Annotated in this window: 27 protein-coding genes; 10 read left to right on the top strand and 17 right to left on the bottom strand. The window is 74.5% G+C overall.

Annotation, left to right across the window (positions count from 1 at the left end; genetic code table 11):
• Positions 1-130: 130 nt before the first annotated feature.
• Positions 131-622, top strand: coding sequence for a hypothetical protein (locus ACLQ2V_RS15080; RefSeq protein WP_425719087.1), 492 nt, complete (start codon positions 131-133; stop codon positions 620-622).
• Between the two features lie 284 nt (positions 623-906).
• On the opposite strand, the gene ACLQ2V_RS15075 is transcribed toward ACLQ2V_RS15080, so the two are convergent.
• Together ACLQ2V_RS15075 and ACLQ2V_RS15070 are read right to left on the bottom strand one after the other, a co-directional pair.
• Positions 907-2,184 (bottom strand): cupin domain-containing protein, encoded by a 1,278-nt coding sequence (locus tag ACLQ2V_RS15075; RefSeq protein WP_425719086.1) that lies wholly within the window; start codon positions 2,182-2,184, stop codon positions 907-909.
• A gap of 8 nt (positions 2,185-2,192) precedes the next feature.
• On the bottom strand, positions 2,193-2,435 hold the full coding sequence (locus ACLQ2V_RS15070; protein ID WP_425719085.1) for a hypothetical protein: 243 nt from the start codon (positions 2,433-2,435) through the stop codon (positions 2,193-2,195).
• 288 nt (positions 2,436-2,723) lie between these two features.
• On the opposite strand from ACLQ2V_RS15070, the gene ACLQ2V_RS15065 reads away from it, so the two are divergent.
• The gene (locus ACLQ2V_RS15065; RefSeq protein WP_425719084.1) at positions 2,724-3,479 is read left to right on the top strand and encodes a DUF72 domain-containing protein; all 756 of its coding nucleotides are present in this window, start codon (positions 2,724-2,726) and stop codon (positions 3,477-3,479) included.
• An 82-nt stretch (positions 3,480-3,561) separates the two neighbouring features.
• The gene (locus ACLQ2V_RS15060; RefSeq protein WP_425719083.1) at positions 3,562-4,773 is read left to right on the top strand and encodes an MFS transporter; all 1,212 of its coding nucleotides are present in this window, start codon (positions 3,562-3,564) and stop codon (positions 4,771-4,773) included.
• On the opposite strand, the gene ACLQ2V_RS15055 is transcribed toward ACLQ2V_RS15060, so the two are convergent.
• A complete protein-coding gene (locus ACLQ2V_RS15055; protein WP_425719082.1) occupies positions 4,730-5,158 on the bottom strand; it encodes a DUF2267 domain-containing protein in 429 nt (142 codons plus the stop codon). The two genes, ACLQ2V_RS15060 and ACLQ2V_RS15055, sit on opposite strands and share 44 nt — an antisense overlap.
• Before the next feature lie 61 nt (positions 5,159-5,219).
• Complete coding sequence (locus ACLQ2V_RS15050) at positions 5,220-5,384, bottom strand: hypothetical protein (RefSeq protein WP_425719081.1); 165 nt, start codon at positions 5,382-5,384, stop codon at positions 5,220-5,222.
• A 379-nt stretch (positions 5,385-5,763) separates the two neighbouring features.
• On the opposite strand from ACLQ2V_RS15050, the gene ACLQ2V_RS15045 reads away from it, so the two are divergent.
• Positions 5,764-6,201 (top strand): hypothetical protein, encoded by a 438-nt coding sequence (locus ACLQ2V_RS15045; protein WP_425719080.1) that lies wholly within the window; start codon positions 5,764-5,766, stop codon positions 6,199-6,201.
• Between the two features lie 89 nt (positions 6,202-6,290).
• Here ACLQ2V_RS15045 and ACLQ2V_RS15040 read toward each other — a convergent pair whose 3' ends face one another.
• From ACLQ2V_RS15040 to ACLQ2V_RS15010, 7 genes are all read right to left on the bottom strand, one after another.
• Positions 6,291-7,166 carry a DUF72 domain-containing protein gene (locus ACLQ2V_RS15040; RefSeq protein WP_425719079.1) on the bottom strand — a complete coding sequence of 292 codons (876 nt, stop codon included), beginning with the start codon at positions 7,164-7,166 and terminating at the stop codon, positions 6,291-6,293.
• A 53-nt stretch (positions 7,167-7,219) separates the two neighbouring features.
• Positions 7,220-7,618, bottom strand: coding sequence for a TraR/DksA family transcriptional regulator (locus ACLQ2V_RS15035; protein WP_425719078.1), 399 nt, complete (start codon positions 7,616-7,618; stop codon positions 7,220-7,222).
• A gap of 218 nt (positions 7,619-7,836) precedes the next feature.
• Entirely contained in the window at positions 7,837-8,475 is a 639-nt protein-coding gene (locus ACLQ2V_RS15030; protein WP_425719077.1) for a uridine kinase, read from the bottom strand.
• 44 nt (positions 8,476-8,519) lie between these two features.
• Positions 8,520-9,128, bottom strand: a complete 609-nt coding sequence (locus tag ACLQ2V_RS15025) for a winged helix-turn-helix domain-containing protein (RefSeq protein ID WP_425719076.1) — start codon at positions 9,126-9,128, stop codon at positions 8,520-8,522.
• A 323-nt stretch (positions 9,129-9,451) separates the two neighbouring features.
• Complete coding sequence (locus tag ACLQ2V_RS15020) at positions 9,452-10,159, bottom strand: winged helix-turn-helix domain-containing protein (RefSeq protein WP_425719075.1); 708 nt, start codon at positions 10,157-10,159, stop codon at positions 9,452-9,454.
• Positions 10,160-10,234: 75 nt separating this feature from the next.
• Entirely contained in the window at positions 10,235-10,732 is a 498-nt protein-coding gene (locus ACLQ2V_RS15015; RefSeq protein WP_425719074.1) for a rhodanese-like domain-containing protein, read from the bottom strand.
• Between the two features lie 56 nt (positions 10,733-10,788).
• Positions 10,789-11,247 carry a cysteine dioxygenase gene (locus ACLQ2V_RS15010; RefSeq protein ID WP_425719073.1) on the bottom strand — a complete coding sequence of 153 codons (459 nt, stop codon included), beginning with the start codon at positions 11,245-11,247 and terminating at the stop codon, positions 10,789-10,791.
• Between the two features lie 185 nt (positions 11,248-11,432).
• On the opposite strand from ACLQ2V_RS15010, the gene ACLQ2V_RS15005 reads away from it, so the two are divergent.
• A complete protein-coding gene (locus ACLQ2V_RS15005; RefSeq protein WP_425719072.1) occupies positions 11,433-11,825 on the top strand; it encodes an ankyrin repeat domain-containing protein in 393 nt (130 codons plus the stop codon).
• 59 nt (positions 11,826-11,884) lie between these two features.
• Positions 11,885-12,808, top strand: a complete 924-nt coding sequence (locus ACLQ2V_RS15000; RefSeq protein WP_425719215.1) for a DUF3500 domain-containing protein — start codon at positions 11,885-11,887, stop codon at positions 12,806-12,808.
• A 125-nt stretch (positions 12,809-12,933) separates the two neighbouring features.
• Here ACLQ2V_RS15000 and ACLQ2V_RS14995 read toward each other — a convergent pair whose 3' ends face one another.
• The 6 genes from ACLQ2V_RS14995 to ACLQ2V_RS14970 form a co-directional block, all read right to left on the bottom strand.
• A complete protein-coding gene (locus tag ACLQ2V_RS14995) occupies positions 12,934-13,695 on the bottom strand; it encodes a class I SAM-dependent methyltransferase (RefSeq protein ID WP_425719071.1) in 762 nt (253 codons plus the stop codon).
• A gap of 93 nt (positions 13,696-13,788) precedes the next feature.
• Positions 13,789-14,247 carry a DUF2231 domain-containing protein gene (locus ACLQ2V_RS14990; RefSeq protein WP_425719070.1) on the bottom strand — a complete coding sequence of 153 codons (459 nt, stop codon included), beginning with the start codon at positions 14,245-14,247 and terminating at the stop codon, positions 13,789-13,791.
• A 116-nt stretch (positions 14,248-14,363) separates the two neighbouring features.
• A complete protein-coding gene (locus ACLQ2V_RS14985) occupies positions 14,364-15,104 on the bottom strand; it encodes a GAF and ANTAR domain-containing protein (protein ID WP_425719069.1) in 741 nt (246 codons plus the stop codon).
• Between the two features lie 320 nt (positions 15,105-15,424).
• Positions 15,425-17,719 (bottom strand): accessory Sec system translocase SecA2, encoded by a 2,295-nt coding sequence (gene secA2, locus ACLQ2V_RS14980; RefSeq protein ID WP_425719068.1) that lies wholly within the window; start codon positions 17,717-17,719, stop codon positions 15,425-15,427.
• 86 nt (positions 17,720-17,805) lie between these two features.
• Positions 17,806-18,894, bottom strand: coding sequence for a zinc-dependent alcohol dehydrogenase (locus ACLQ2V_RS14975; RefSeq protein ID WP_425719067.1), 1,089 nt, complete (start codon positions 18,892-18,894; stop codon positions 17,806-17,808).
• On the bottom strand, positions 18,887-19,912 hold the full coding sequence (locus tag ACLQ2V_RS14970) for a Gfo/Idh/MocA family protein (RefSeq protein WP_425719214.1): 1,026 nt from the start codon (positions 19,910-19,912) through the stop codon (positions 18,887-18,889). Before ACLQ2V_RS14970 ends, ACLQ2V_RS14975 begins: the two co-directional genes overlap by 8 nt.
• A gap of 286 nt (positions 19,913-20,198) precedes the next feature.
• Between ACLQ2V_RS14970 and ACLQ2V_RS14965 the strand changes: the two genes are divergently transcribed.
• The 4 genes from ACLQ2V_RS14965 to ACLQ2V_RS14950 all read left to right on the top strand — a co-directional run bounded on the left by ACLQ2V_RS14965 (position 20,199) and on the right by ACLQ2V_RS14950 (position 23,729).
• Entirely contained in the window at positions 20,199-21,125 is a 927-nt protein-coding gene (locus ACLQ2V_RS14965) for a glucosyl-3-phosphoglycerate synthase (protein ID WP_425719213.1), read from the top strand.
• A gap of 31 nt (positions 21,126-21,156) precedes the next feature.
• Positions 21,157-22,314, top strand: coding sequence for a glycosyltransferase (locus ACLQ2V_RS14960; RefSeq protein WP_425719066.1), 1,158 nt, complete (start codon positions 21,157-21,159; stop codon positions 22,312-22,314).
• 144 nt (positions 22,315-22,458) lie between these two features.
• Positions 22,459-22,911, top strand: a complete 453-nt coding sequence (locus tag ACLQ2V_RS14955) for a DUF4383 domain-containing protein (protein ID WP_425719212.1) — start codon at positions 22,459-22,461, stop codon at positions 22,909-22,911.
• Between the two features lie 86 nt (positions 22,912-22,997).
• Positions 22,998-23,729 (top strand): ATP-binding protein, encoded by a 732-nt coding sequence (locus ACLQ2V_RS14950; protein ID WP_425719065.1) that lies wholly within the window; start codon positions 22,998-23,000, stop codon positions 23,727-23,729.
• Positions 23,730-23,748 lie beyond the last annotated feature (19 nt).

Raw genomic sequence — 23,748 nt, 5'->3', positions numbered from 1 at the left:
TACGGGCGTAAGAACACCGCTGGCCGGGGAGAGATGTTCTCCTGACGGACCCCTTCCTGGTGAAGCCTCCCTGGCACCGCAAAGACGTGGAGTGCTGGGTGAACTTCCAGGGCGGGACAGCCTGGAGGACATGTTGGAGCGCCTGGAGGCGCTGGAGATCCTTTCCCACGCGCGGCCGGAGGGGAGCCCTCCCATGGCCGCCCAGTCTCTGGCTGGCCTTACCCTGGCCATTTCAAGTCTGACCGTCCGAAGGGGACAGGATATGACCGAACAACCCGTCGTGATCTCCGTGTCAAAGCCGCTCTGGGCTGCCTGGTCGATGACTAGTCGACTAAGAATGGTCAGGGTGAAACCTGCCCAGGTGCCCACGGGCGAACTCCTGGAAGCGCTGTCACTCAACGACGCCGCCTTGCAGGAAAGGGCAGACCACGTGCCGGAGGTGGTCTACGGACTCTGGATGGAAGACCGGTACGACCACCCCATGCCGATCACCAGCAGTGGAGTGGTGCCAGGGGACGACTACTACGTATGCGGGGAGACGCCGGAGGAGACGCTGGGCTTGGCTGAATACCTCCGGGACCACGCGGTGAATGCCGTCAGAGAGGAACTGGCCCGGCGCTGAGACCTCCCCTGGCCGCCAGGTGCCCGCCGGCTGGGTCGATGGCGGGTGCCAGCGCTGCGGGCACGACGGGTGCACTCGCTGACCTGGGCCGGGAACGACTCACGGCGTACCGGGGAACCCTCCCGGTACGCCCGGGTCGTTTCGTCGAGCGGGACCGGCGGCGTGCCGCTCAGCGATTCTCTTACTCTCTTACGATGTGTCGCCACCGCCGCCAGCTAAGGGTCAGCGGGAGGCGACGCCAAGGAGCACCCCTGCTGACTGAAGCGTTGACAGTGCGCCCTTCCTCATCCCTCGGCGGGGACGGCGACGGCCTCGCGGAGCAGGCGGCGGGCCAGCACGACGCGGTCGGCGTCGTCGTCGAGGCCGGGCAGGTCACCGACCCGGGTAGCCGCGCCGGTGAGCAGCGCCCGCAGCGCCGGCTCGCACTGGGCGGGCAGGGTGAGCGTCCGGTCGAACAGCCGCAGCGTCACCCGCTCCGGTCCCGCCGGGGCGAGCTGCCAGCGCAGCCCCGCGCGGGGCGCGAGGCGGGTGTCGGCGTCGAGGGTGTCCAGGGCGGCGGCCTGGGCCAGGGGCCGGATCGGGGCGGGGCGGGCTGCCGGCCAGGCGCGGGCGCGCAGCCGGTCGGCCACGGCGGCCGGGTCGGCGCGCAGCAGCCAGTCCCGCAGCGCCTCGACGGTCTCGCTGAGCTCGGGCTCGATCGCCTCCGGGTCGGTCACGTCGGTGCCGAAGGGCAGGCCGGCGCGCAGCCGCGCGTCGGCGGCGGCGAGGGAGAGCAGTTCCTCGACGATGGCGTACCGGGTCAGCGCCCGGATGCCCACGGTCAGGTGCAGCGAGCTGGCCTCCTGGGCCTGGGCGCTGTGCAGCCAGCCGCGCGGCAGGTACAGCGCGTCGCCCGGTTCGAGGACCACGTCGAGCGCGGCGGGGCCCTGCGCGGTGGCGGAGACCTCGTCGGCCCGCCCGCCCCAGGGCTGGCGCTCCAGCGGGTCGGGCAGCACCGGCGGGTGGATGCGCCACCGCTTGCGCCCGTCGACCTGCAGGACGAAGACGTCGTGGGTGTCGTAGTGGGTGGCGAAGCCCTGGCTGCCGGCCGGGGTCAGGTAGGCGTTGACCTGCAACGGCTGGGCGAGGGCGGCGCCGAGGTCGCGGGCGAGGTCGACCAGGGCGGGCCAGGTGCGGTGCAGGCCCTGCAGCACCAGGGTCGCGCCGGAGGCGTACAGCTCCAGCACCCGCTCGTCGAGGACCTGGTCGCCGATCTCGGCGCCCGCGCCACCGCCGCCGGTGTAGCGCGCCGCCGGCACGAGCTGGCCGTCCTTGGCGATCCGCAGGAACGGGGTACGCAGGCCGCGGCGGCTGAGCAGCTCGTCGGCGTCGGCGGGGCTGAGCAGGTCGGTGAAGCCGTCGGGGTTGGGCAGCTCGGCGGCGCGGGAGAGCAGCGGCGCGGTGCCCCAGTGGGCGGCGGCGAACTTCTCCGGTTCGACGGCGACGCAGCGCGCCAGGGCTCGGGCGGCGGCAGACGTCGCCGCCGGGCGGCCGTGGCCGCCCGGCGGGGCGATGGTCGTCATGGCGTACGTCAGCGGGCGCTGCCGTCGGCGCCGCCGTCGTGCTGGCCGGGGGTCGCGCCGCCGTCGGCCGGACCCTCGGCGGAACCGTCGGCACCACCGTCGTGCTGACCCGGGGTCGCGCCGCCGTCGGCCGGACCCTCGGCCGAGCCGTCCGCACCACCGTCGTGCTGACCGGGGGTCGCACCGCCGTCGGCCGGGCCCTCGATGCCGCCGCCGCTGGTCGTCTGGATGTCGTCGTCGTTGAGTGGCATTCGGTGCTCCCTCGGAAGTGCCGCCCCGCCGCGCGGCGGGATTGGTCGTGCAGCCGGTGGTACCCCCGGCGAGATCGTCTCTAACCACACCGTAGACGGCGCATTCGGCCGGCATGGCCGGTTCGCCCGCTCCGCCCGCGCCCGGAACGTCCGGCTCGACCGGGCCGCGCCAGAACGGGCGGCCGGCCGGTGGCGATGCCACGATGGGGTGGGTCCATGACGGGGTGGGTCCATGACGGGGGTGGAGCGGGGCGAGGGAGGGCGCGTGGCAGCTGGGCGGGTGGCCGGATGATGCTCGTGGGCACCTCCGGGTGGCAGTACCGGGACTGGCGCGGCCCGTTCTACCCGCAGGGGCTGCCGCAGCGGCTCTGGCTGGAGCACTTCGCCGGGCAGTTCGCCACGGTGGAGGTGAACAACGCCTTCTACCGGCTGCCGGAGCGCCAGACCTTCGCCGCGTGGCGGGCCCGCACCCCCGACGACTTCTGCGTGGCGGTCAAGATGAGCCGATACCTGACGCACATCTTGCGGCTGCGGGACCCGGCGGAGCCGGTCGCCCGGTTCCTCGGGCGGGCCACCGCGCTCGGCGACCGGCTCGGCCCGGTCCTCGTGCAGCTCCCCCCGAACCTCCCGGCCGACGTCGACGCGCTCGACGCCACCCTGCGGCTCTTCCCCGCCGACGTGCGGGTCGCCGTGGAGCCCCGGCACCCGACGTGGTGGACCGACGCGACCCGCCGGGTGCTGGAGCGTCGCCGGGCGGCGCTGGTCTGGGCCGACCGGCACAGCCGCCCGATCACCCCGCTGTGGCGTACCACCGACTTCGGTTACCTGCGGCTGCACGAGGGCCGGGCCCGGCCGTGGCCCCGCTACGGCCGCGCCGCCCTGGCGAGCTGGGTCCGCCGGCTGGGCGCGGCGTTCGGCCCCGACGACCCGGCGTACGTCTACTTCAACAACGACCCGGGCGGCGCGGCGATCACCGACGCCGTCGCCTTCGCCGGGCTGGCCCGAGCCGCCGGCCACGAGACGACCCGCACCCCGACCCGGTAGGCCCTCGAACCCCCCGTTCGGGCTGCTTCCCGTACAGCGGGATTTTTGTCTCTCATTCCGGGAGCCGGACTAGCCTCTGGTGATGCTGGCCCCCTCCCCCCGGCGCTGGGTCATGCTCGGCGTCGGCACCGCCGCGCAGACCGCCGGCACCAGCTACCTCTACGGGCTGCCGTTCCTGCTGCCGGCGCTGCGCCGGGCGACCGACCTGGCGCTGTGGGAACTGGGCCTGCTGGTGGCCTGCCCGAGCCTCGGCATGGTGCTGGCCCTCATCGGTTGGGGCGCCCTCGCCGACCGCCGGGGCGAACGCCTCGTCGCCGGACTGGGGCTGACGCTCGGCGCGGCGTTCCTCGCCGGGGCCGCGCTGAGCCACGGGCCCGCGCTGTTCGTGCTGCTGACGCTCGCCGGGGCGGCCGGGTCGGCCGTGTACGCCGCCAGCGCCCGGGTGGTGACCGGGTGGTTCGCGCCCGGAGAGCGCGGCGTGGCAATGGGCATCCGGCAGACGTCCCAGCCGCTCGGGGTGGCCCTGGCCTCGGCCGTCCTGCCCGTGCTGGCGCAGGCCGGCGGGCCCCGGTTGGCGCTGCTGGCGACGGCGGGCGTCTCCGCGCTGGCCGGCGTGGTGACCGCCCTGCTGCTCGTCGACGCCCCCGGCCGCCGTACGCCCCGCCGGGTCCTGGCCCCCGCCGCCGTCGCCTTGACCGGGTGGTGGCACCGGTCGCCGACGGTGTGGCGGATCCACGGGGCGAGCGCCCTGCTGGTCGTGGCGCAGTTCGTCGTCGGCGCGTTCGCCCTGGACTTCCTCATCACCGCGCGTGGTTGGGCGGCGGGGACCGCCGGGCCGGCCATCGCGGGCGCGCAGCTCGTGGCGGCGGCGGCCCGGGTCCTCGCGGGCCGCTGGTCCGACCGCTCCGGCAGCCGACTCCGGCCGCTGCGCGTCATCGCCCTGGGCACGGCCGGCGTGCTCGGGGCCCTCGCCGCCGCCGAAGCGGGCGACGCCCCGGTCGTCGCCCCGCTGCTGCTGGTCGCCCTGGTCGCCACGGTGAGCTGGCACGGCGTCGCGTACGCGGCGGTCGCGGACGCCGTCCCGGTGAGCTGGGCGGGCCGGGCGACGAGCACCCAGACCGTGGTGCAGAACGTCGCCGCCACGGCCACGCCGCCGCTGTTCGGGCTGGCCGTCACCGCGCTGGGCTACGCGCCGGGCTTCACGGTGGCCGCGCTCTTCCCGCTCGCCGCCGTGGCGGTGCTGGCCCGGCTCAGGGAATCATCCGGGCCAGGTCGCGCGGCATCGAGGACTTGACGTCCTGCCACTCCCCCTGGCTGACGTGCCGGCGCAGGGTGTCCAGCACCACCTGGACGATCCGCTGCGGGCCGCCCTGCACGTCGTACGGGAAGCCCTGGCGGACCTCGTAGAGGAAGTCGTCCCGGTTGAGCTTGATCGGCACGTTCTCCGGCTGCCAGCCGTCGAAGTAGATACCGCGAAGCAGCACCGGCAACTGCGCGGCGAACTCCGCGCTCTCCTGCACCGGCAACCGGTCGCGCAGCAAGTGCAGCACCGTGCGCAGCGCCGCGTACGACTGGTTGCGTCGCTCCTTCGGCCAGCCGTACGCGGCCTCGATGTCCTTGAGGATCACATTGGTCTTGTCCAGGCTCGATTCGAACGCGGAGATCATCTGCTCAGCCATTGCGGGCACCTCCGTTAGCCGGGTCGTCCGTTCAGCCGGGTCGTCCTTCGGCTGGATCGGGTCACCGTCGGTCGTCGTCGCGCGGCGGTGGGCCCGCCGGGCCTCGCCACTGTCGGGTCGGGCTGACCCGACCGGGCCGTACCGCCGTCCGGCGGGTGTCGTTCGCCGAGCCGATCACGTGCAGCACGCCGTTGCGCCGTCGCTGCGGCACCTCTCGTACCGTCATGTCCCACCTCCGCATCTTTCGACGTCCGCATCTTTCGACGTCGCCGCCGTCTACCCGGCGAGCGGCCCCGCACACCCCCCGAGATCTGCGCCGGTGCCACGCCGGCACGGATCCTGCCGGCCACATGAACGGCTCCGCGCCGCAGCCAGGAACGGCCACCATTCGCTCAGCGTCCACGGATAACGCGAGGTGTCCGCCTCGCGCGTTCGCCAGGTGTCGTGAAAATGGTGACATTGAGGTAAGGCACTGCGGTCGCACATCACACGGATACTGTCGATGGTCTATTTGATACGTGCTTTTGACTTCCGGTGGGTCTAGCATCGGGTTCACCGTCGGCCGGGTGCCGGTAGTGCAATTTTCCGTCACGTCTGGAGTAGGCATGTCTCAAGTAACTTCTTCCCGCTTCGTCCGCCTGATGGCCGCAGGCGCCGCCGGGGTGGTCGCAGTGGCCGTGTTCCCTGCGGCCAGCGCCCAGGCGGGCACGGGCTCGTTCGCCGTCTCCGTCAAAGGCGGCTACAACAACACCCAATCCCTCGGCACCGCCACCGGCACCGTGACGGGTACGACGGGAAGCACCCAGGCGAGCTACTCGGTGACGCTTTGCGGGGAGAGCACCTATCCCAGCTCCACCGTGACCATCCGGGGAGGAACGGCCACGGCCACCCACACCGTCTACTACCAGAACTGCGAGACCTTCAGCGGCGATCTCGTCTCCAGCTACGGGTTCGCCAACGCTGAGATCACCGTGTCCGGTTCAACCTTCTACCCGGGCAACCAGTACACCACGTACACGAAGACCAAGACGGCGTACTTCTGATCCACTCCCCCGACAGATAGATCTTGGAAGCGGATAGCCCCTCCGGGGGCCGAAATCTTCCAAGATCTCGCCGAGCCGGCCCGCGCGCGTCAGCCTGAGGCGGTCAGCAGGGACTGGAGGCGTTGGCCGTTGCGTTGGGCGTTGTCGCGGTAGCAGTTGTTCATCAGCACGTGGGTCTCGGCCGCCTGGTCGGCCAGTGCGCGCAGCTTCGGGGCCCAGCCCTTGAGCTCCCGGTCGGAGTAGTCGTACCCGAACTTCTCGTGGATGTCCTTGCTGGTCCACTTGTCGCTGTGGCCGTGGAAGCGGACCACCGCCAGGTCCGCGGTGGCCTCCAGCACCGGCGGCACCGAGGAGCGGTGGCCCTGCGGCATGTCCACGCAGACGTACGCCAGCTCGTGCTCGCGCAGGAAGTCCAGCGTCTCGTCCCGGTTGGACCCGTCGAACCAGGAGGCGTGGCGGAACTCGAAGACCGGCCGCAGCGGCGCGCAGCGGCGGCTCACCTCCAGCAGGTACTGCTTGTTGTCCCGCTTGATGGTGAACCACGGCGGGAACTGGAACAGCAGCGCGCCCAGCCGGCCCGCCGCCACCAGCGGGTCCAGGGCGGAGAGGAACCGGGTCCAGACCTCCTCGTACGCCTGCGCGGGCAGGTCGGCCGGGTAGACGTTGCGCTTGTCGGTTTCCGGCCGCAGGTCGGAGTAGAGCGCCGAGACCCGGGTCGGGTGGCCGGTGAGCAGGCTGAACGCCTTGATGTTGAAGGTGAACCCGGCCGGGGTCCGCTCGGCCCAGAGCCGGGCGGTGCGCTCGGCCGGCGGCGCGTAGTAGGTGGCGTCGACCTCGACCAGCGGGAACTGCTTCGCGTAGTACGCCAGCCGCTTCTCCGGGGTGTCGGCCGTCGCCGGGTACCAGCCGGAGTCGAGCAGGGTCCGGTCGGTCCAGGACGCGGTGCCCACCTTGATGTCACCCATGGGTGGTGTTCACCGCGTCCACATCCGAGCGCGTCGAGGAACCGGCGGGGCGCTCAGGCGGCCCGCCGCTCCCGGGTCTGCTTGCAGGTCACGCAGGCGGTGGCGGAGGGGAAGATCTCCAGCCGCTCCACCGGGATCGGGTCCGAGCAGCCCTCGCAGTAGCCGTAGGTGCCCTCGTCGAGCCGAGTCAGGGCGTGCTCGAACTGGGCGCGGCGGTCCAGGATGGTGCGCAGCAACGACTGCGCGGTGTCCCGCTCCGCGGTCTTGGTGCCGCTGTCGGCCTGGTCGTCGCCGGCGGTGTCGCCGACCTCCACCAGCCGCAGCACCTGGCTCTGCAGCACCGTCTGCTCGTACTCCGCCGAGAGCTCGTCGTAGCGCGCCCGCAGGGACGCCCGGATCTTGTCGGCGTCCGCCTGTGACCGGACGGTGGCTACCGTGTCGTGGACGAGCATCGCTGCCTGCCTTTCGTATGGCCGGGTGCGCCGGGACGACGTCCCGGGTCCCGCTCGCACGCGTGGGCGCGGAGCGAGATCACCCGCACCCTGTGAGCCGGGCGATTACCCCGCCCGCCCGTCGGCCAAACCGGCGATTTTTGCGCCCTCGGGGCGCGCGGACGAACCCGCAGGTCGGCGCGGTGTCGACCCGCCCGTCCGGGTTCCCGGCCGCGCCCTCAGCCGGGCTGCGCCGGCTCCACCAGGGCGGGGTGACGGGGGTCGTCGAGGCGGACCACCACGTCGGCGAAGCCGGCCGGGGCGACCTCCTCGGCGTACCGGGCGAAGGCCGGCAGCGTCCAACGCAGCTCCGGGTCCGTGCGCCGGGCCAGCGCCGCCGCCGACATCTCGAGGTGTACGGCGAGGTCGGCGGGGAGCCCGCCGCCGAGCAGCAGCGCCCCGCTGAGCAGGACGATCCCCTCGGGCGGCAGCGTGACGTAGTCGGCCCGGCTGGCCCGGTCGACGCGGGCGTCCCAGAGCGAGGGCAGCACCCGCCCGGAGCCGCCCGGCCCGGCCGGGTCGAGGACCTCCCGGCGCAGGCCGGGCTCGTCGACCCAGCCGGCGTAGTACGCGTCGGGGTTGGTCCGGCCGTACTCCAGGCGCACCGACGCCGGCCGGAGGAAGTCCTCGGCCCGCACGTGCAGCGCCGGCCGGCCGAGAGCACGCAGCGGGGCGACGAGGGCGTCGGCCAGGGCGTCGGGGGCCGCCGCCGGGGCCCCGTCCACGATCACGCGGAGCCGGCCGGGCGCCGCGGTGGCAACCAGCCGCTCGGCCAGCTCGGTGACGAGTCGTTGCGGGGAGATGGGTCGCACGCGCATGACGACCATGGTGCCCCCGCCCCGGCGACGACCGGGCGGGCGGGTCAGGCCGCGTCGTCGATGGTGACCCGGGCGTCGTCGGCGAGCCGGTAGCCGACCCCGTAGACGGTGGTGACCAGCGGGACGTCCATCCCGACCTTGCCGCGCAGCCGGCGCACGTGCACGTCGACCGTGCGCACCCCGGCGTGCTCGTAGCCCCAGACGGCGTTGAGCAGTTGCAGCCGGGTGAAGACGCGGTGCGGGTGGGCGACCAGGTGCAGCAGCAGGTCGAACTCCAGCCGGGTCAGCGGCAGTGGCTCGCCGTCGCGCAGCACCGATCGGGACGACGCCAGGATCCGCAGCGTGGGGATGGTCGCCGCCAGGGGGTTGGCCGGCGTCCGGGCGTCGGGCACCGGGTCGGGTCGACGCTCGGGCACGGGGCCGGTGGTGACGACCGCGTCGCCCTCCTCGAGCATCTCCCGGGCCGCGTCGAGCAGGCGGCGGGCCGCCGGGGTCAGCGACTCGTCGGCGGCCAGTGGGATGTGGAGGGTCACCGTGAGCACCGGCACCGTCGTGGTGCTGGCGGGACGACGCTGACCGCCGGGGGGACGACCGGGGACCGCAGGCTGGGACGTATGCCATCCGGCGCGCGACGAGGCGGGGCTGACCGACATGGTCCTCCTTGGCTGGTCCGGGTTGCCTGCCCCACTCCCCCGGGACGCCGCATCGGTGCTTCCCGGCGCCCGGATGGGGTTTCAGGGGGGCGGCTACGTTGCCTGGACGTGACAATTGACGAACACATCGGAGCCGGGCGCTCGCTCTGCGTACGAGATTTGATGATTACAGCAGAGTCTCGGCAGGCGCGAGATCCCGGGGGGTGTCCGCCGGTTTCACGTTCACCGGCCGGGCCGGCGGTCACGCCCGGCGGCGCGGCGACCGCGTCCGGCACGCGGACGCGGCGCACCCGCCGGGGGTACGCCGCGTCCGGTGGGCGGGCTCAGCGGTCCGGATCGACGCTGACCCGGGCCTCGTCGGCGAGCCGGTAGCCGACGCCGTAGACGGTGGTGACCAGCGGGTTGGCCGCGCCGAGCTTGGCTCGCAGCCGACGCACGTGCACGTCCACGGTCCGGGCCACGGCGTGCTCGTAGCCCCAGACGTTGCTGAGCAGTTGGACGCGGGTGAAGACCCGGCGGGGGTGCGCCGCCAGGAAGTGCAGCAGGTCGAACTCGATACGGGTCAGCGGGATCACCCGCGCGCCCTGCCGGACCACCCGCGACGCGGCGAGGATCCACACCTGCTCGGTCCCCGGCGGCGACGGCGGGACGAAACGGCGCGGGTCGGCGTCCGGCAGGGCGGCGGGGGCGGACCCGACGGCGGCCGGGTGGGCCGCCGCGCCCGCCGGAGCCGACAGCGGCGCCGACGGCTGACCTTCACCCGGGGGCGGTGTCGCCCGCCGGTGCTGCGGCGGGCCGGCCAGCAGGGTGCCCTCCCCCGACTCGGCCAGCTCCCGCAGCAGCTCGACGAGGCGGACGAGGCGGGGCGTCAACTGGCCGGGGGCGATCTCGACGGTGACGGTCAGCGTCGGCGCGGACCGGGGGTGGGCCGGCGCGACCCGCTCACCGCGACCGGTCGGGGCGCGGTCGGGGCGGCCCTGGGGGGCCCGGCCGGCGGGATGGGAACGCGAGGACGTGCCGACGACGGACATGGTGCCTCCTGGGATGGCGGTGTCGGGCGCGGCGCCCGGCGGGGCGCGGCGGTCAGCGGTGCGCCCCGCCGGGGCTCAGCCGTGCGCCCGACCGACGGTCACCGGTGACGCGACGGACGGGGGGCGGGGCGGGGGCGTGGGGCCGAGGGTGGGCAGGCCGGCGATCCGCCAGGCGGCGAAGCCGCCGACGACGTCGGTGGCGCGGTGCAGCCCGATCTCCTGCAGGGCGGCGGCGGCCAGGGAGGAGGTGTAGCCCTCCTGGCAGAGGACCACCACCGGCAGGTCGTAGCGGTCGGCCTGGGGCAGCCGCGCCGGACAGCGGGGGTCGAAGCGCCACTCCAGCACGTTGCGCTCGATCGCCAGCGAGCCGGGCACGCTGCCGTGCGCGGCGCGCTGCGCGGCCGGCCGGATGTCGACCAGCAACGCCCCCTCGCGGTACGCCACGTGGGCCTGCTCGGGGTCGAGCCGGCGCAGCCGGGAGCGGGCCGCGGCGAGGATCTGGTCGATGCCACGGGAGCCGGGGGGCGCGACGGGGACGGGACAGCTGTCGGCGGGGGCGGGGGTCTGCGACATTCTCGGTCCTTCCACTTCACGGGGCGGTCGCCCGTTCGATCGGCGCGGTGCGGGTGTCACCAGGCGGCGCCGGCCTCGGCGACCTCGGCCACCCGGAGCCGACCGTCGACGAGCCGGTAGTGGGTCATCCGGGTCAGCGCGGGCCGGTAGACGTGCACGCTGACGGCGGGCCGGTCGTCGCGGTTGGTCACCACGTGCACGTGGCGGGCGCCGAAGCGCCGGCCGGCACCGGCCGCGAGACGCCGGGGGCGCAGCCGCCCGGCGCTGACGGTCTCCTCGGTGAGGGCCCCGTCGACGACCAGGAACGCCCCGGCCGAGCCACCGTGGTCGTGCAGTTCGGTGCCCTGGCCGGGCAGCCAGCTCAACGCCCAGACCTCGTGGTCGGCCCCGACCGCGAGGCGGGCGTACCACCGCTGGTGGGCGTCGAAGCGCAGCGCGACCGGCCAACCGGTCGGGTCGGCGGCGAAGCGGCCGGCGACGGCGAGCAGGTCGGGCTCGGCGGTGCTGGTGAACATGGTGGACCTCGCGGTGATCGGGCGGGCTTACCCGGACAGCATAGATGGCAAAGCCTATAGGTTTAGTAGGTATTACCATCTGTTGGGACACGGGAGGCGGTTCTCCGCGCGGCGCCCATCCCCCGCGCGCGCCGGCTCGCCCGGCTGTCGGCACGGCCGGCCACCCCGTTGACTAGCCTGGACGGATGAGTGACGAGCTGGACGCCGAGACCCTCGCCTTCGCGCACCGCATGTTCGACCTGGCGCGCGGCGGGGCCACCGAGGAGTTGAGCGCCAACGTCGACGCCGGGCTGCCGGTCAACCTCACCAACGACAAGGGCGACACGCTGCTGCTGCTGGCCGCGTACCACAACCACCCGGAGACGGTGGCCGCCCTGCTGGCGCGCGGGGCCGACCCCGGGCGGGTCAACGACCGGGGGCAGACCGCCCTGGCCGCCGCGGTGTTCCGGCAAAACGCCGAGACGGTCCGCGCGCTGCTCGACGCCGGGGCCGACCCTGCGGCGGGCGGCCCGTCGGCCGTGGAGACCGCCCGCTTCTTCGACCTGCCGGAGATGCTCGCCCTGCTCACCGCGCGCTGACCCCGCCCGGCGGCGGGCCGGGGTATACAGGGTCGGTGGAAGATCCCGTACCCGCGCAGATGCGCACCGCCGCCGCCGCGCTGCTCGACGCGCTCGACGAGGCGGGCCGGGCCCGCGCGGCGCACCCCTTCGACGACGCCGGCCGGCGCTGGCTGGAGTACCGGCCCCGGCCCCGCCCCGGCGTCTGCCTGGCCGACGCCGACCCCGCCGGCCGCAAGGCCGCGCACCGGCTGCTGGCCACCGCGCTCAGCCCCGGCGCGTACGCCCAGGCGATGGCCGTGATGGCGCTGGAGGAGGTCCTCGACCGCGCCGAGGGGTGGCGGCGCGGGCGGCACAGCGGCGACTACTGGGTGGCGGTCTTCGGCGACCCGGCCCGCGACGACCGGTGGGGCTGGCGGTTCGAGGGCCACCACCTGTCGGTGAGCATGACCGTGGTCGACGACCGGGTCTCCCCCGCCCCGATCTTCCTCGGCGCGAACCCGGCCACCGTGCGGCACGCCGGCCACCCGGTGTCCCGGCCGCTGGGCGGGGAGGAGGACCTGGCCCGCGCCCTGCTCGACGCCATCGGCCCGACCGGGCGGGCGGCGGCGATCGTGGCCGACGAGGCCCCCGCCGACATCATCAGCGCCACCCGGCCCCGCGCGCCGGGGCCGATCGAGCCGCTCGGCGTGCCGGCCCACCGGCTCGGCCCCACCGGCCGGGCCATGCTCGACCGGCTCGTCGCCTGCTACCTCGACCGGCTGCCCCCGGCGCTGGCCGCCCGGGAGGCCGACCGGCTCGCCGGGGGCCCGCTGCACTTCGCCTGGGCCGGCCCGACCCGGCCGGGGCAGCGCCACTACTACCGGGTCCAGGGCGACGACCTGCTGATCGAGTACGACAACACGGCCGACGACGGCAACCACGCGCACACCGTGCTGCGCCGCCCGGCCGGCGACTTCGGCGCGGACGTGCTCGCCGCCCACCACGCCGAGGCGCACGGCTGAGCGCCCGCCGGTCCGCTCGCGCGTCGGACCGGTGCTCTTCGCGCGAACCTGAAACACGTCGCGTTCACTGGCGACGTGCGGTGACCAAGGTCGCGCGGGCGCTGCGGCGTCGGCGGGAGGCGGCGTCAGGCGGGCTTGACCGCCTCGATCAGGAAGCGCCGGGCGTGGGTGACGAACGCGCCCTCGGCCTCGATCCGGGCGTGCAGGCGGGCGAGCTGCGGCCGGTACCGCTCCACGGTGAACTCCGGCACCGTCCAGACCACCTTGCGCAGGAAGTAGACCACCCCGGCGATGTCGTGGAAGACGGTGCGCAGGGTCGCCTCGCGCAGGTCGCGCACCGTCAGCCCGGCCGCCCGCGCCGCAGCCGTGGCCTGCTCGGGCAGTTGCCGAACGGGCGGGCGCAGCGGGCCGAGCATGGCCTCCTGCAGCTCGTGCACGCTGCCGCCCCGGATCTGCTGGGACAGGAACGTCCCGCCGGGGCGCAGCACCCGGGCGATCTCGTCGTACGGGGTGTGCAGCGGGTGGCGGGCGACCACCAGGTCCAGCGAGGCGTCCCGCACGGGCAGGTCGTCGCCCTGGGCGACGTGCAGGACGGTCGCGCCGAGCGGGGCGAGCGTGCGCCGGGCCACCGCCACGTTGGGCGGCCACGACTCGGTCGCCAGCAGCACCCGGGGCGGGCGGGGCACCTCGGCGAGCACCTCGCCGCCGCCGGTGTCGATGTCCAGCGCCGCGTCGACCTGCGCCATCCGGGCGCCGATCAGTCGGGCGTAGCCCCACGGTGGACGTTCCTCGCTGGCCCGCCCGTCCAGCCAGGAGAAGCCCCAGCCCTCGACCGGTGCCGCCGCACCCTCGGCCAGCAGTTCCTCGAAGTCCCGTCGCCCGCTCATCCGTCCAGCCTGGACACCACCACCGGCCGTGGCAACGGGTTTTCGCCCGTCGGTGCGGTCGCGGGTCGCCGGCCGGCGGCGCGGGCTGCGCCGTCAGGCGCGGGGACGGGCGATCTCCACGGTGGGGCTGGCGACGCCGCCCAGCGCGTCCAGGGTGGCGGCGTCAGCGCGGCCCGCCTCGAACTCGCGGATCAGGCGGGCGCCGAGCCACACCCCGATCGCGCCGACGCCGAGCGCGGCCAGCTCGGCGGCGACCATGACGCCGGTCGCGCCGCGCTGCGGCGAGTTCGCCCGGACCAGGCAGGTCAGCAGGAACAGCGCGGCCATCCCGGTGTTGGCCAGGTTGAACGTGATCTTGGTGCGGTGGGTCCGGCTGCCGGTGGCGTCCCAGAGGTCGACCATGCCGGCGGCGGTGGTGAGCCCGGCGGCGACCAGCGCGGCGACCGACGTCCAGTAGCCCACCTCGCCCAGGAACGCCGGGCCGCCGAGCACGTCGGCGAGATCGAAGAGCATCGCGCAGACGAAGAGCCCGAACGGGAACGTCACCAGCATCGGTTGGATGGGATGCCCGTGCACCCGCAGTCGACTCTCCATCGTGGCCCCCCAGTTCGTCCCCAGCTCGTCGTACAGGGGGTGCTACCCGGGAAGCCGGCCGTAGAAACGGCGGGTCAGTTCTCGCGGGGGCGGGAGACGGTGAGCACCAGGCGCTCGGCCACCTCACCCACCGGGATCTGTAGCGACAGGGCGGCGCTGCGCAGCACCTGCAGCGCCTCGGGCGCGGGGCAGCCCCGCTGCGTCATGATCACGCCGATCGCCTGCCCGAGCACCCCGTCGGTGAGCTGCGCCGCGTCCACCTCGTGCGCCTGGGCCAGCTGCCGTTCCCGGTCCCGCACCGCCGCCAGCAGCAGGCCGGCGTGCTCGGCGAGGAGCATCGCGGTGAGCTGGTGGCGGGTGGTCAGCGTCGCCGGCGCCGAGGCGTAGAGGTTGATCGCGCCGATCACCTGCTCGTCGACGTCGACGGGTGCGGAGATCACCCCGCGTACGCCCAGGTCCCGGGCCCGTTGCGCCCAGGCCGGCCAGCGCGACTCCCGCTCCAGGTCCTCGGCGAGGATCATCTCGCGGCGGTGGATGGCGCGCAGCGCCGGGGAGTCGTGGTCGTGGCTCAGGTCGTCCAGGCCCGCCAGGGCCGGATCGGAGGCCGCCACCCCGGCCGGCTCCCCGGCCCGCAGGACGGTGAAGCCGCACCAGTCGACCCCGGCTACCGCGCCCCGGGCGATCCCCACCAGCCGGGTCAGCGCCTCGTCGAAATCGGTCACGGAGATCAGCCCGGCGGTCAGCTCCCGCAGCAGCGCCGCGGTCTCCAGGACGCTCAGCGTCTCGGTGTCGGGCGCCAGCGTCTCCAGCTTCACCGGGACCTCGCCCCGGCCGCCGGGACGACCGGCGGCCGCCAAGGCGTGCCGACCATCGCCTGTCTCATCGTCTGCTCTCTCCCGATTCATCGGACCCGCCCTACTACCCCGGCTACCCGGGTCGAAACGGCCGAAAGGGCGCGCGTGCCGGATCGAACCGGGACGCGGGCCGGGCGCGGCGGTGGGGGGGGGGGCCCCCCCCCCCGGGGGGCGGGGGGGCCCCGGGCGCCCGGGGGGGCGCGGCCCGCCCCCCCCGGGCCGGGGGCCGGGGCGCGGGGGCCCCGGCCGCCCCCCCGCCCGGGGGGCCCGCCGGCGACCGGTCAGCGCGGGGCGGAGCTGAGCCGCCGGCCCACCGAGGCGATGAGCCGGTCCAGCTCCGAGCCGAACGGGTTGTCGTGCACCAGGTACGTCCAGGTGGCGCTGGGCCGCACCAGCGTCGAGGCGTCCGGCTCCCAGTCCTCGTCGAACTCGGTCTCGGTGAAGGTGGCGATGGTGCGGGTCTCGATCTCCGGCACCAGCGCGTTGAACGCCGGCACGGCCGCCCGGTGGAACTCGTCGAGCGGGTCCAGCCGGCCCAGGGCGCGCAGGTGCACGCCCTCGCGCACCTCCGACAGCTCGGCCAGGTGCTCGGCCCAGAGCCGGTCGAGGTGGTAGAGGGCGATCGACCGGGCCACCCGGGCGAGGAGGTCCTCGTCCATCTCCTCGGCCTTCTCCGGCACCCGCTCCAGCAGCATCAGGGCGGCGATGTCGCTGGTCAGCAGCCGCTCCCGCCGCTCGGCGAGGGCCTTGCGCTGCTGCTCGATCACCACGCTGTAGCGCCAGGTGTTGCGGTGGATCTCGTGGTTGACGCCCTCGGCGACGCGCTGGGCGTGCTCCACCGCGTACTCCACCTGCGGGTCGGTGACCAGGCCGTCGGCGTTCATCCGGGGCGAGGCCGGCACGGTGTCGCCGGCGTGCTGGACCACCAGCTCGTCCTCCAGGCTGACGAAGAAGACCGAGCCGCCCGGGTCGCCCTGCCGGCCGGCCCGGCCGCGCAGCTGGTCGTCGACGCGGCGGCTGTCGTGCCGGCCGCCGCCCATCACGTAGAGCCCGCCCAGCTCGGCGACCCGCTCCCGGTCGCTCTGGTCGCTGCCGCCGAGCCGGATGTCGACGCCCCGGCCGGCCATCTGGGTGGAGACGGTGACCGCGCCGTACGCGCCGGCCTCGGCGATGATCGCCGCCTCCTCGTCGTCGTTCTTGGCGTTGAGCACCACGCAGGGCACCCCGGCGGCGTTCAGCCCGGCGGCGAGCTGCTCGGACTCCTTGACGTCGAGGGTGCCGACCAGCACCGGACGGCCGGCGTCGTGGGAGCGCTTGATCTCGTCGATCAGCGCCTCCTCCTTCTCGGCCCGGGTGGCGTAGATCCGATCCGGCTCGTCGGCGCGCACGCAGGGGGTGTTCGGCGGGATCACCGCCACCTCGAGGCCGAAGAACTCCCGGAGCTGGTCGCCGACCAGCACCGCCGTCGCGGTCATCCCGCAGACCTTCGGGTAGAGCCCGATGTACGCCTGCACGGCGATGGTGCCCAGCACCTCACCCTCGGCGCTGGCGTCGAGGCCCTCCTTGGCCTCCACCGCCGCCTGCAACCCGTCGGGCCAGCGGCGGTGCTGGGCCACCCGGCCGCGCATCTCGTCGATCAGCTCCACCGAGCCGTCGCGCACGATGTAGTCGACGTCGCGGTGCAGCAGGGCGTGGGCGTGCAGGGCCACGTTGACCGCGGAGAGCTGCCCGACGTGCTCGGTGTCGTAGAGGTCGATGTCGCCGAGCTTGGCCTCGATCGCGGCCAGGCCGGCGGGGGTGAAGGCGACGTTGCGGCCGTCCTCGGCCACCGTGAAGTGCTTGCCCTTGCGCAGGCCGCGCACCAGCGCCGCGGCGGCGTGCACCGGGTCCTGCTCGCCGCCGACCGCGCCGGCCAGCACCATCGGCACCCGGGCCTCGTCGATGAGGATGGAGTCGGCCTCGTCGACGATCGCCGTGGCCAGCGTCGGCTGGACCCGGTCGTCGATGTCGGTGACGAGCTGGTCGCGCAGGTAGTCGAAGCCGGCCTCGCTGACCGAGACGTAGGTCACGTCGCAGGCGTAGGCGTCGCGCCGCTCCTGCGGGGTGGAGGCCTCGTTGACCCAGCCGACGGTCAGCCCGAGCAGGGTGTAGACCGGCTCCATCCAGCGGGCGTCGCGGCGGGCCAGGTAGTCGTTGACGGTGAGCACGTGCACCGGGCCGTTGCCGAGCCGGACGTGCCCGTACGCGGCGATGGTGGCGGTGAGGGTCTTGCCCTCACCGGTGGACATCTCGGCGACCTTGCCGGAGAGCAGGGCCATCGCGCCGAGCAGCTGCACGTCGTACGGCCGCTGGTCCAGCCCGCGCCGGGCGGCCTCGCGGCCCACCGCGCAGATCTCCTCGTAGCCGGTGGCGGCGCCGGCGGCCTCGGTGAGCTCGGCGTCGGTCAATGCCGACAGCTCGTCCTCGCGGGCCTCGATGGCCGGCAGCAACTTCTCCAGCGGGGCCAGCGCGACCGTCGTGCCGGGTCGCTGAAGGAACCGCCGGAACTTGCTCTTGAACCGTTGCGACACACCCATGAGCCGCAACGGTACGCGACCCGGGCCGGATTTTGCGGCCCGGTCCGGGCCGTGGCGCAGGAACCGCGCGCCACGGCCCGCACCGATCAGCCGGCGAGCACCACCTGGAGCTCCTGGCGGCGGCGCTGCGCCAGGTCGGTGAAGAGCGCCGGGGCCTGGTCGAACGGCACCACCGACGACACCAGGTGCTTGCGGATCGCGTCGCCGTGGGCCCGCAGCAGGTCGATCGTCTCGGCCGAGAGCCGCTCCCGGTCCCAGGTCGGGGCGAGCCCGCGCGGCACCCGCCCGATCTGCGCGCAGCGCAGCGACAGCCCGTTGTGGTGGAACTCCTCGCCGAGCCGCACGGCGTCCGCGCCGCCCTGGTAGAACGCCAGGTCGATCACGGTGCCCTGGGGGCGCAGCAGGCGCAGCGCGAGCTGCAACGCCCACGCCTGCCCCCGGCACTGGAAGACCACGTCGGCCCCCCGGTCGCCGGCCGCGTGGTTCCACCGGGTCTTGAGCACCACGGCCGGGTCGTCGCCCTCGGGGTCCAGGGTCTCCAGGCCGAGGGCCTCGGCGACCGCCCGGCGCTGCGGGGTCGGATCGAGCACCACCACCGACGCCGCGCCGTGCCGCTTGGCGAACAGGGCGGTCAGCAGGGCCACCACCCCGCTGCCGACCACCGCCACCCGGCGGCCGCGCACCCCGTCGCCGAGGGAGCGTACGTCGGTGCCGCAGAGGTCGGCGGCGGCGTGCAGCAGCCCGTTGGCGCAGATCGGCCCCATGTGCGCGACGTAGATGCCGAGCAGCGGGTCGAGGTCGTCGGGGAGCGGGACGAACCGCTCGGCGACCGGGTCGGCGACGTAGGAGGTGCGGTGGCCGTACGTCATCGCGCCGACGGTGCCCACGGCGATCGCCGGGGTGCGGCTCTCGACCACCCGTCCCACCTGCATGTACCCCAGCCGCCGCACCGGGTACGGGGTGCTCGCCTCGCCCGGCCGGAACAGCCCGAGCGCGGCGTCGAAGGTCACGTTCAGATAGGGGTTGGTGCCCTTGACGAAGCTCAGCTCGGTGCCGGCGGAGACCCCGCTGTAGAGCGTCTCCACCCGGAACATGCCCTCGCGCAGCTCACCGGCGTCGGACTCGACCAGCTCGACCCGGCCGGGGCCGCTGACCACCACCACCCGGTCACGCATCGACGCCCACCCCCCGCTGGGCGGGCACCACGACCTGGGGGGTCGCGGCGGTGCCGGTGGGCAGCGCCACCGGCCGTCCGGTGGCCGCCGAGGAGGCGATGGCCAGGGCCAGCCGCTGGGTCCCCAGCGCCTCGGCGTACGGGACCCGGACGTCGTCGCCGACGCCGCGCACCGCGTCGACGAAGGCCCGGTCCACGGCGATCCGCGCGGCGTCCGGGTCGGCGGGCACGTGCCGCTCGCCGTCGGCGTCGCGGATGGTCAGCCCGTCCTCGGCCAGCGCCAGGGCGAGGCCGTCGGCCAGGATCTCCAGCCCGGCGCGGTGCTTCCAGCCGAGCACGCAGGCGGCGGCGAGGGTGCCCACCGCCCCGTCGGCGAAGCGCAGGGTGGCCGTGGTCACCGAGTCGATGTCGGCGCCCTCGACGGGCGGCGGGGTGCCGTCGCCGTACGCGGTGACCTCGGTCACCTCGCCGACCAGGGCGCGCATCAGGTCCAGCACGTGCGCGGCCTGCTCGACCACCGGGCCGCCGGAGCGGTCGCGGCGGGCCCACCAGTCGACCGGGGGCACCTTGTCCAGCCAGGCCCCGCTGACCATCCGCACCCGGCGGCCGGCGAGCAGCTCGCGGGCCTGCTCCACGACGTGCAGGTACCGCCAGTGGTGGCCCACGCCGGTGAGCAGCCCTCGCCGGGCCACCAGGTCGGCGATCCGCTCGGCGGTGTCCAGGTCGACCGCGACCGGCTTCTCCACGAACATCGGCACGCCGGCGGCGATCACCTTCTCCTCCACCGGGCCGTGCGCGAACGGCGGCACGCAGACGTACACCGCGTCGGGGCCGGCCGCCAGCAGCTCGTCCACGTCGGCGAAGGTGCGGGCCCCGTGCGCGGCGGCCAGCTCCTGCGCCGCGCCCCGCGCGACGTCGGCCACGCCCAGAATCTCAACGTCGGGGAAGCCGCCCAACACGCGGGCATGGCGCTGCGCCACCCCGCCGGCCCCGACAAGTCCTACCCGGCACACTCGCATCGACACACCCTCTCACCACGGCTTCACGTTTCGCCTCTGCACTTTCCTGGACGGTCCGCAACGAAACGTTCACAGGACGGGAACGGCCAGGCGTCGGGCACGTGATCAAGCTGTTAGGGATTATTCGGTTAGCGGCGCGAGCTGGCTGGGCAAACAACAAGCTGCTTAATCCGCCACGATCTAGAGGGGTGTGTCTGTGCCGGATATTGAATCGACCGTCTCGCCAGTGGTCGAGGCGTGGGCGACGTACCGGACCGCCTCGGCGGACCAGTGGACGGCCCGGCGACTGCTGGAGGCCAAGGGAGACAGCCGGGTCAGCGTGGTGCTGCCCGCGCGCAACGAGGAGGCGACGGTCGGCGCGATCGTGGCCACGATCCGGGAACACCTGATGGATCGGGTGGCCCTGGTCGACGAGCTGATCGTGGTCGACTCCCGGTCGACCGACCGGACCGCGCAGGTGGCGCGGGCCGCCGGGGCGGAGGTGGTGGGTCAGGACGAGATGACCCGGGGCCTGCCGCAGCTCGCCGGCAAGGGCGACGCGCTCTGGGCCGGGCTGGCCGCCGCCGAGGGCGACGTGGTCGCGTTCATCGACGCCGACCTGCACGAGTTCCGGCCGCACTTCGTCACCGGCCTGCTCGGTCCGCTGCTGACCGACCCGTCGGTGGACTTCGTCAAGGGCTTCTACCACCGGCCGCTGGTCGGCGCGACCAGCGTGGAGGCCGACGGCGGCGGCCGGGTCACCGAGCTGATGGCCCGCCCGCTGCTGAACCTGTTCTGGCCGGAGCTGGCCGGCTTCGTCCAGCCCCTCGCCGGCGAGTACGCCGGCCGCCGCGCCGTGCTGGAACGGGTGCCGTTCGTCTCCGGGTACGGGGTCGAGACGGCGATGCTGATCGACCTGCTGGACCTGGTCGGGCTGGACGCGCTGGCCCAGGTGGACCTGGGCGAGCGCAAGCACCGCCACCAGAACACGGCGGCGCTGGGCCGGATGTCGGCGCAGATCATGCTGACCGCGTGGTCGCGGTTGCAGCGGCGCGGCTGGGCCAGCCCCGGCACCACGCCGGCGGCCCTGCTGACCCAGTTCCGGCGCGGCGGCACCGACGCGCTGCCGAACCTGGACCGCGAGATCGTGGTCAGCGACGTCTCGATCGAGGAGCGCCCCCCGCTGGCGGAGCTGCGCCACCGGGTGCCGCGCCGACGGGTGGCGGCGGCGTGAGCACGCGCACACCGCAGGGAAGGAACCCCGCATGAGCCTCACCGTCCTGATGAACGCCGGCCCGTGGCTGTCGGTGCCCCCGCCGGGGTACGGCGGCATCGAGAACGTCATCGCCACCCTGGTGCCGGAGCTGCGCGCGCTCGGCGTGCGGGTGGTGCTCGCCTCCGTGGACTCCAGCACCCTGCCGGTGGACGAGAAGGTCTCCGTCTTCCCCGACGGTCAGTTCGCGGCCCTGCAACGGCCGTACAACCAGGTCTGTGGTGTCGCGCAGGCGCACCTGGCGGGGGTGGTGCGGCTGCTGCACCGCCGCGACGACATCGACCTGGTCCACGACCACGTGGAGGCCGTCGGCCTGGCCACCCTCGCCGCGATGGGGCCCGACGCCCCGCCGGCGCTGCACACCCTGCACTGGGACCTGGCCAAGCACCCGGAGCTCTACGGTCAGTTCGACGGCGGCGACCGGGTCCGGGTCAACGGGGTCTCCGCCTCGCAGCTCGCCCGCGCCCCGCAGGCGCTGCGCGAGCACTCGGTGGGCCACGTGCACCTCTCCACCCCGCTCGCGGTCGACGCCGACCGGCGGGCCCGGCCGGAGAAGGGCGACTACCTGCTCGTCCTGGGCCGGGTCAACCCGGGCAAGGGCCAGGACGTCGCCGCCCGGCTCGCCCAGCGCGTCGGCGTGCCGCTGGTGCTCGCCGGGCCGGTCGGGCCGTACCACCGGCCGCAGGACCTGGCGGCGGCCGGCGACGAGGCCCGGCAGAACCCGGACGTGCGCTTCTTCTACGACGAGGTCGCCCCGCACGTCGACGGCGACCTGGTCCGCTGGGTCGGCACGGTCGCCGGACAGGACCGCGACGACCTGCTGGCCGGGGCCCGCGCGTCGCTCTTCCCGCTGCGCTGGGAGGAGCCCGGCGGCACGGCCGTGGTCGAGTCGCTGGCCCTGGGCACCCCGGTGGTGGCGACCACCCGCGGCTGCCTGCCGGAGCTGATCGAGCACGGCCGCACCGGGCTGCTCACCACCGACGAGGAGGAGCTGGCCGACCTGATCCTGGCCGCCGACGCCCTCGACGTCGACGAGTGCCGGCGGGAGGCCGCGACGCGCTTCACCCCGGCGGTCATGGCGCAGCGCTACGTCGAGCTCTACGAGCGGGTACGCGGGGGCGCCACGGCCCGCAGCCTGCAACCCGCCTGACCCCCGCCCCGCGAAGCACGACGGTCCCCCTGCCGGGTCTCCTCCGGCCGGGGGACCGTTCGCGTTTACGGCCGGCGGTGGCGGGAAGGCGCGGCGCACGGCAGCAGCGCGGCCGACCGGGAGGAGAGCATCGTGGTCAACCCGATGGCCCATTCGCGGGCCCGCCGCAACCCGGCCGAGCAGCGCGCCCCGGCGCGTCGGGCGGCGGCCACCGTCGGCGTGGTGTTCGTGCTGGTCGGGGTGCTCGGCTTCGTCCCCGGGATCACGACCGACTTCGGCGACCTGCGCTTCGCCGGGCACGACTCCGGGGCGAAGCTCCTCGGCCTGTTCCAGGTCTCGGTCCTGCACAACCTCGTGCACCTGCTCTTCGGGGTCGTCGGGCTGGCGCTGTCGCGCACCCGGGCCGGGGCGCGGGCGTTCCTCGTCGGCGGCGGGGCGGTCTACCTCGTGCTGTGGCTCTACGGCCTGGTGGTCGACCACTCCAGCGGTGCCAACTTCCTCCCCCTCAACGGCGCCGACAACTGGCTGCACCTCTTCCTCGGGGTCGGGATGATCGCGCTGGGGATGATCACCCAGCGTGATCGGGACCACTCCTAAAGCGGTCACCCCGGGAAGGGGCGCTGTTTCGCCGTCCGGCGGGCCGGGTACTCGCAGGTCACCCCGAGACCGAAGCGAGGACGCCCATGTCGAGCCGGATCAGCTGCCAGGTCTGCGACGAGTCGCCGGTGACCGTCGTACGGCTCAGCGGCGCCCTCGACCTGGCCACGATGCGGCCGGTGCACCAGGTCCTGGACCGCTGCCTCACCGAGCAGCCGGACGCGCTGGTGGTGGACCTCGGCTCGGTGACCGTCCGTGACCGGCTGGCGTTGTCGGTCTTCGCCGCCGCCGCCCGGCAGGCGGCCGACTGGCCGACCGTGCCGTTCGTGCTCTGCGCCCCGCCGCCCGACGCGGCGCGCTGGCTGGCGGAGTCCACGGCGGGGCGGGTGGTGTCGGTGCGGCAGGACTGCGCGGAGGCGACCCGCACGGCCGGTGCCGCCGCGTCGCCCCGGCTGCGCGCCCGGTTCGAGCCGGTCGCCGGGGCCTGCCGGCGGGCTCGGGAGCTGGTCGCCGACGCCTGCGGGCGGTGGAACCTGCCCGAGGTGGCCGGCCCCGCCTCGGTGGTGCTCAGCGAGCTGGTCGGCAACGTGGTCCGGCATGCCGGCACCCCGATGCGGGTGACGCTGACGCTGCGCCGGCCGTACCTTCAGATCGCCGTCGCCGACGGCAGCCGGGGGGCGCTCCGGCCGGCGGCGGGCAACGATCCGCGCGCCGAGGGTGGCCGGGGGCTGCTGCTGGTCCGGGAGCTGGCCCAGCGGTGGGGCAGCTCGCCGGCCGGGGACGGCAAGGTCGTCTGGGCGATACTGCCGGCCACCTGAGACTCCAGGCCACCTGAAC

Source organism: Micromonospora sp. DT233 (assembly GCF_049841815.1).
Classification (GTDB): Bacteria; Actinomycetota; Actinomycetes; order Mycobacteriales; family Micromonosporaceae; genus Micromonospora.
Note: the sequence above shows the minus strand (reverse complement) of the source record. Positions and strands in the feature narration are given on the sequence as shown.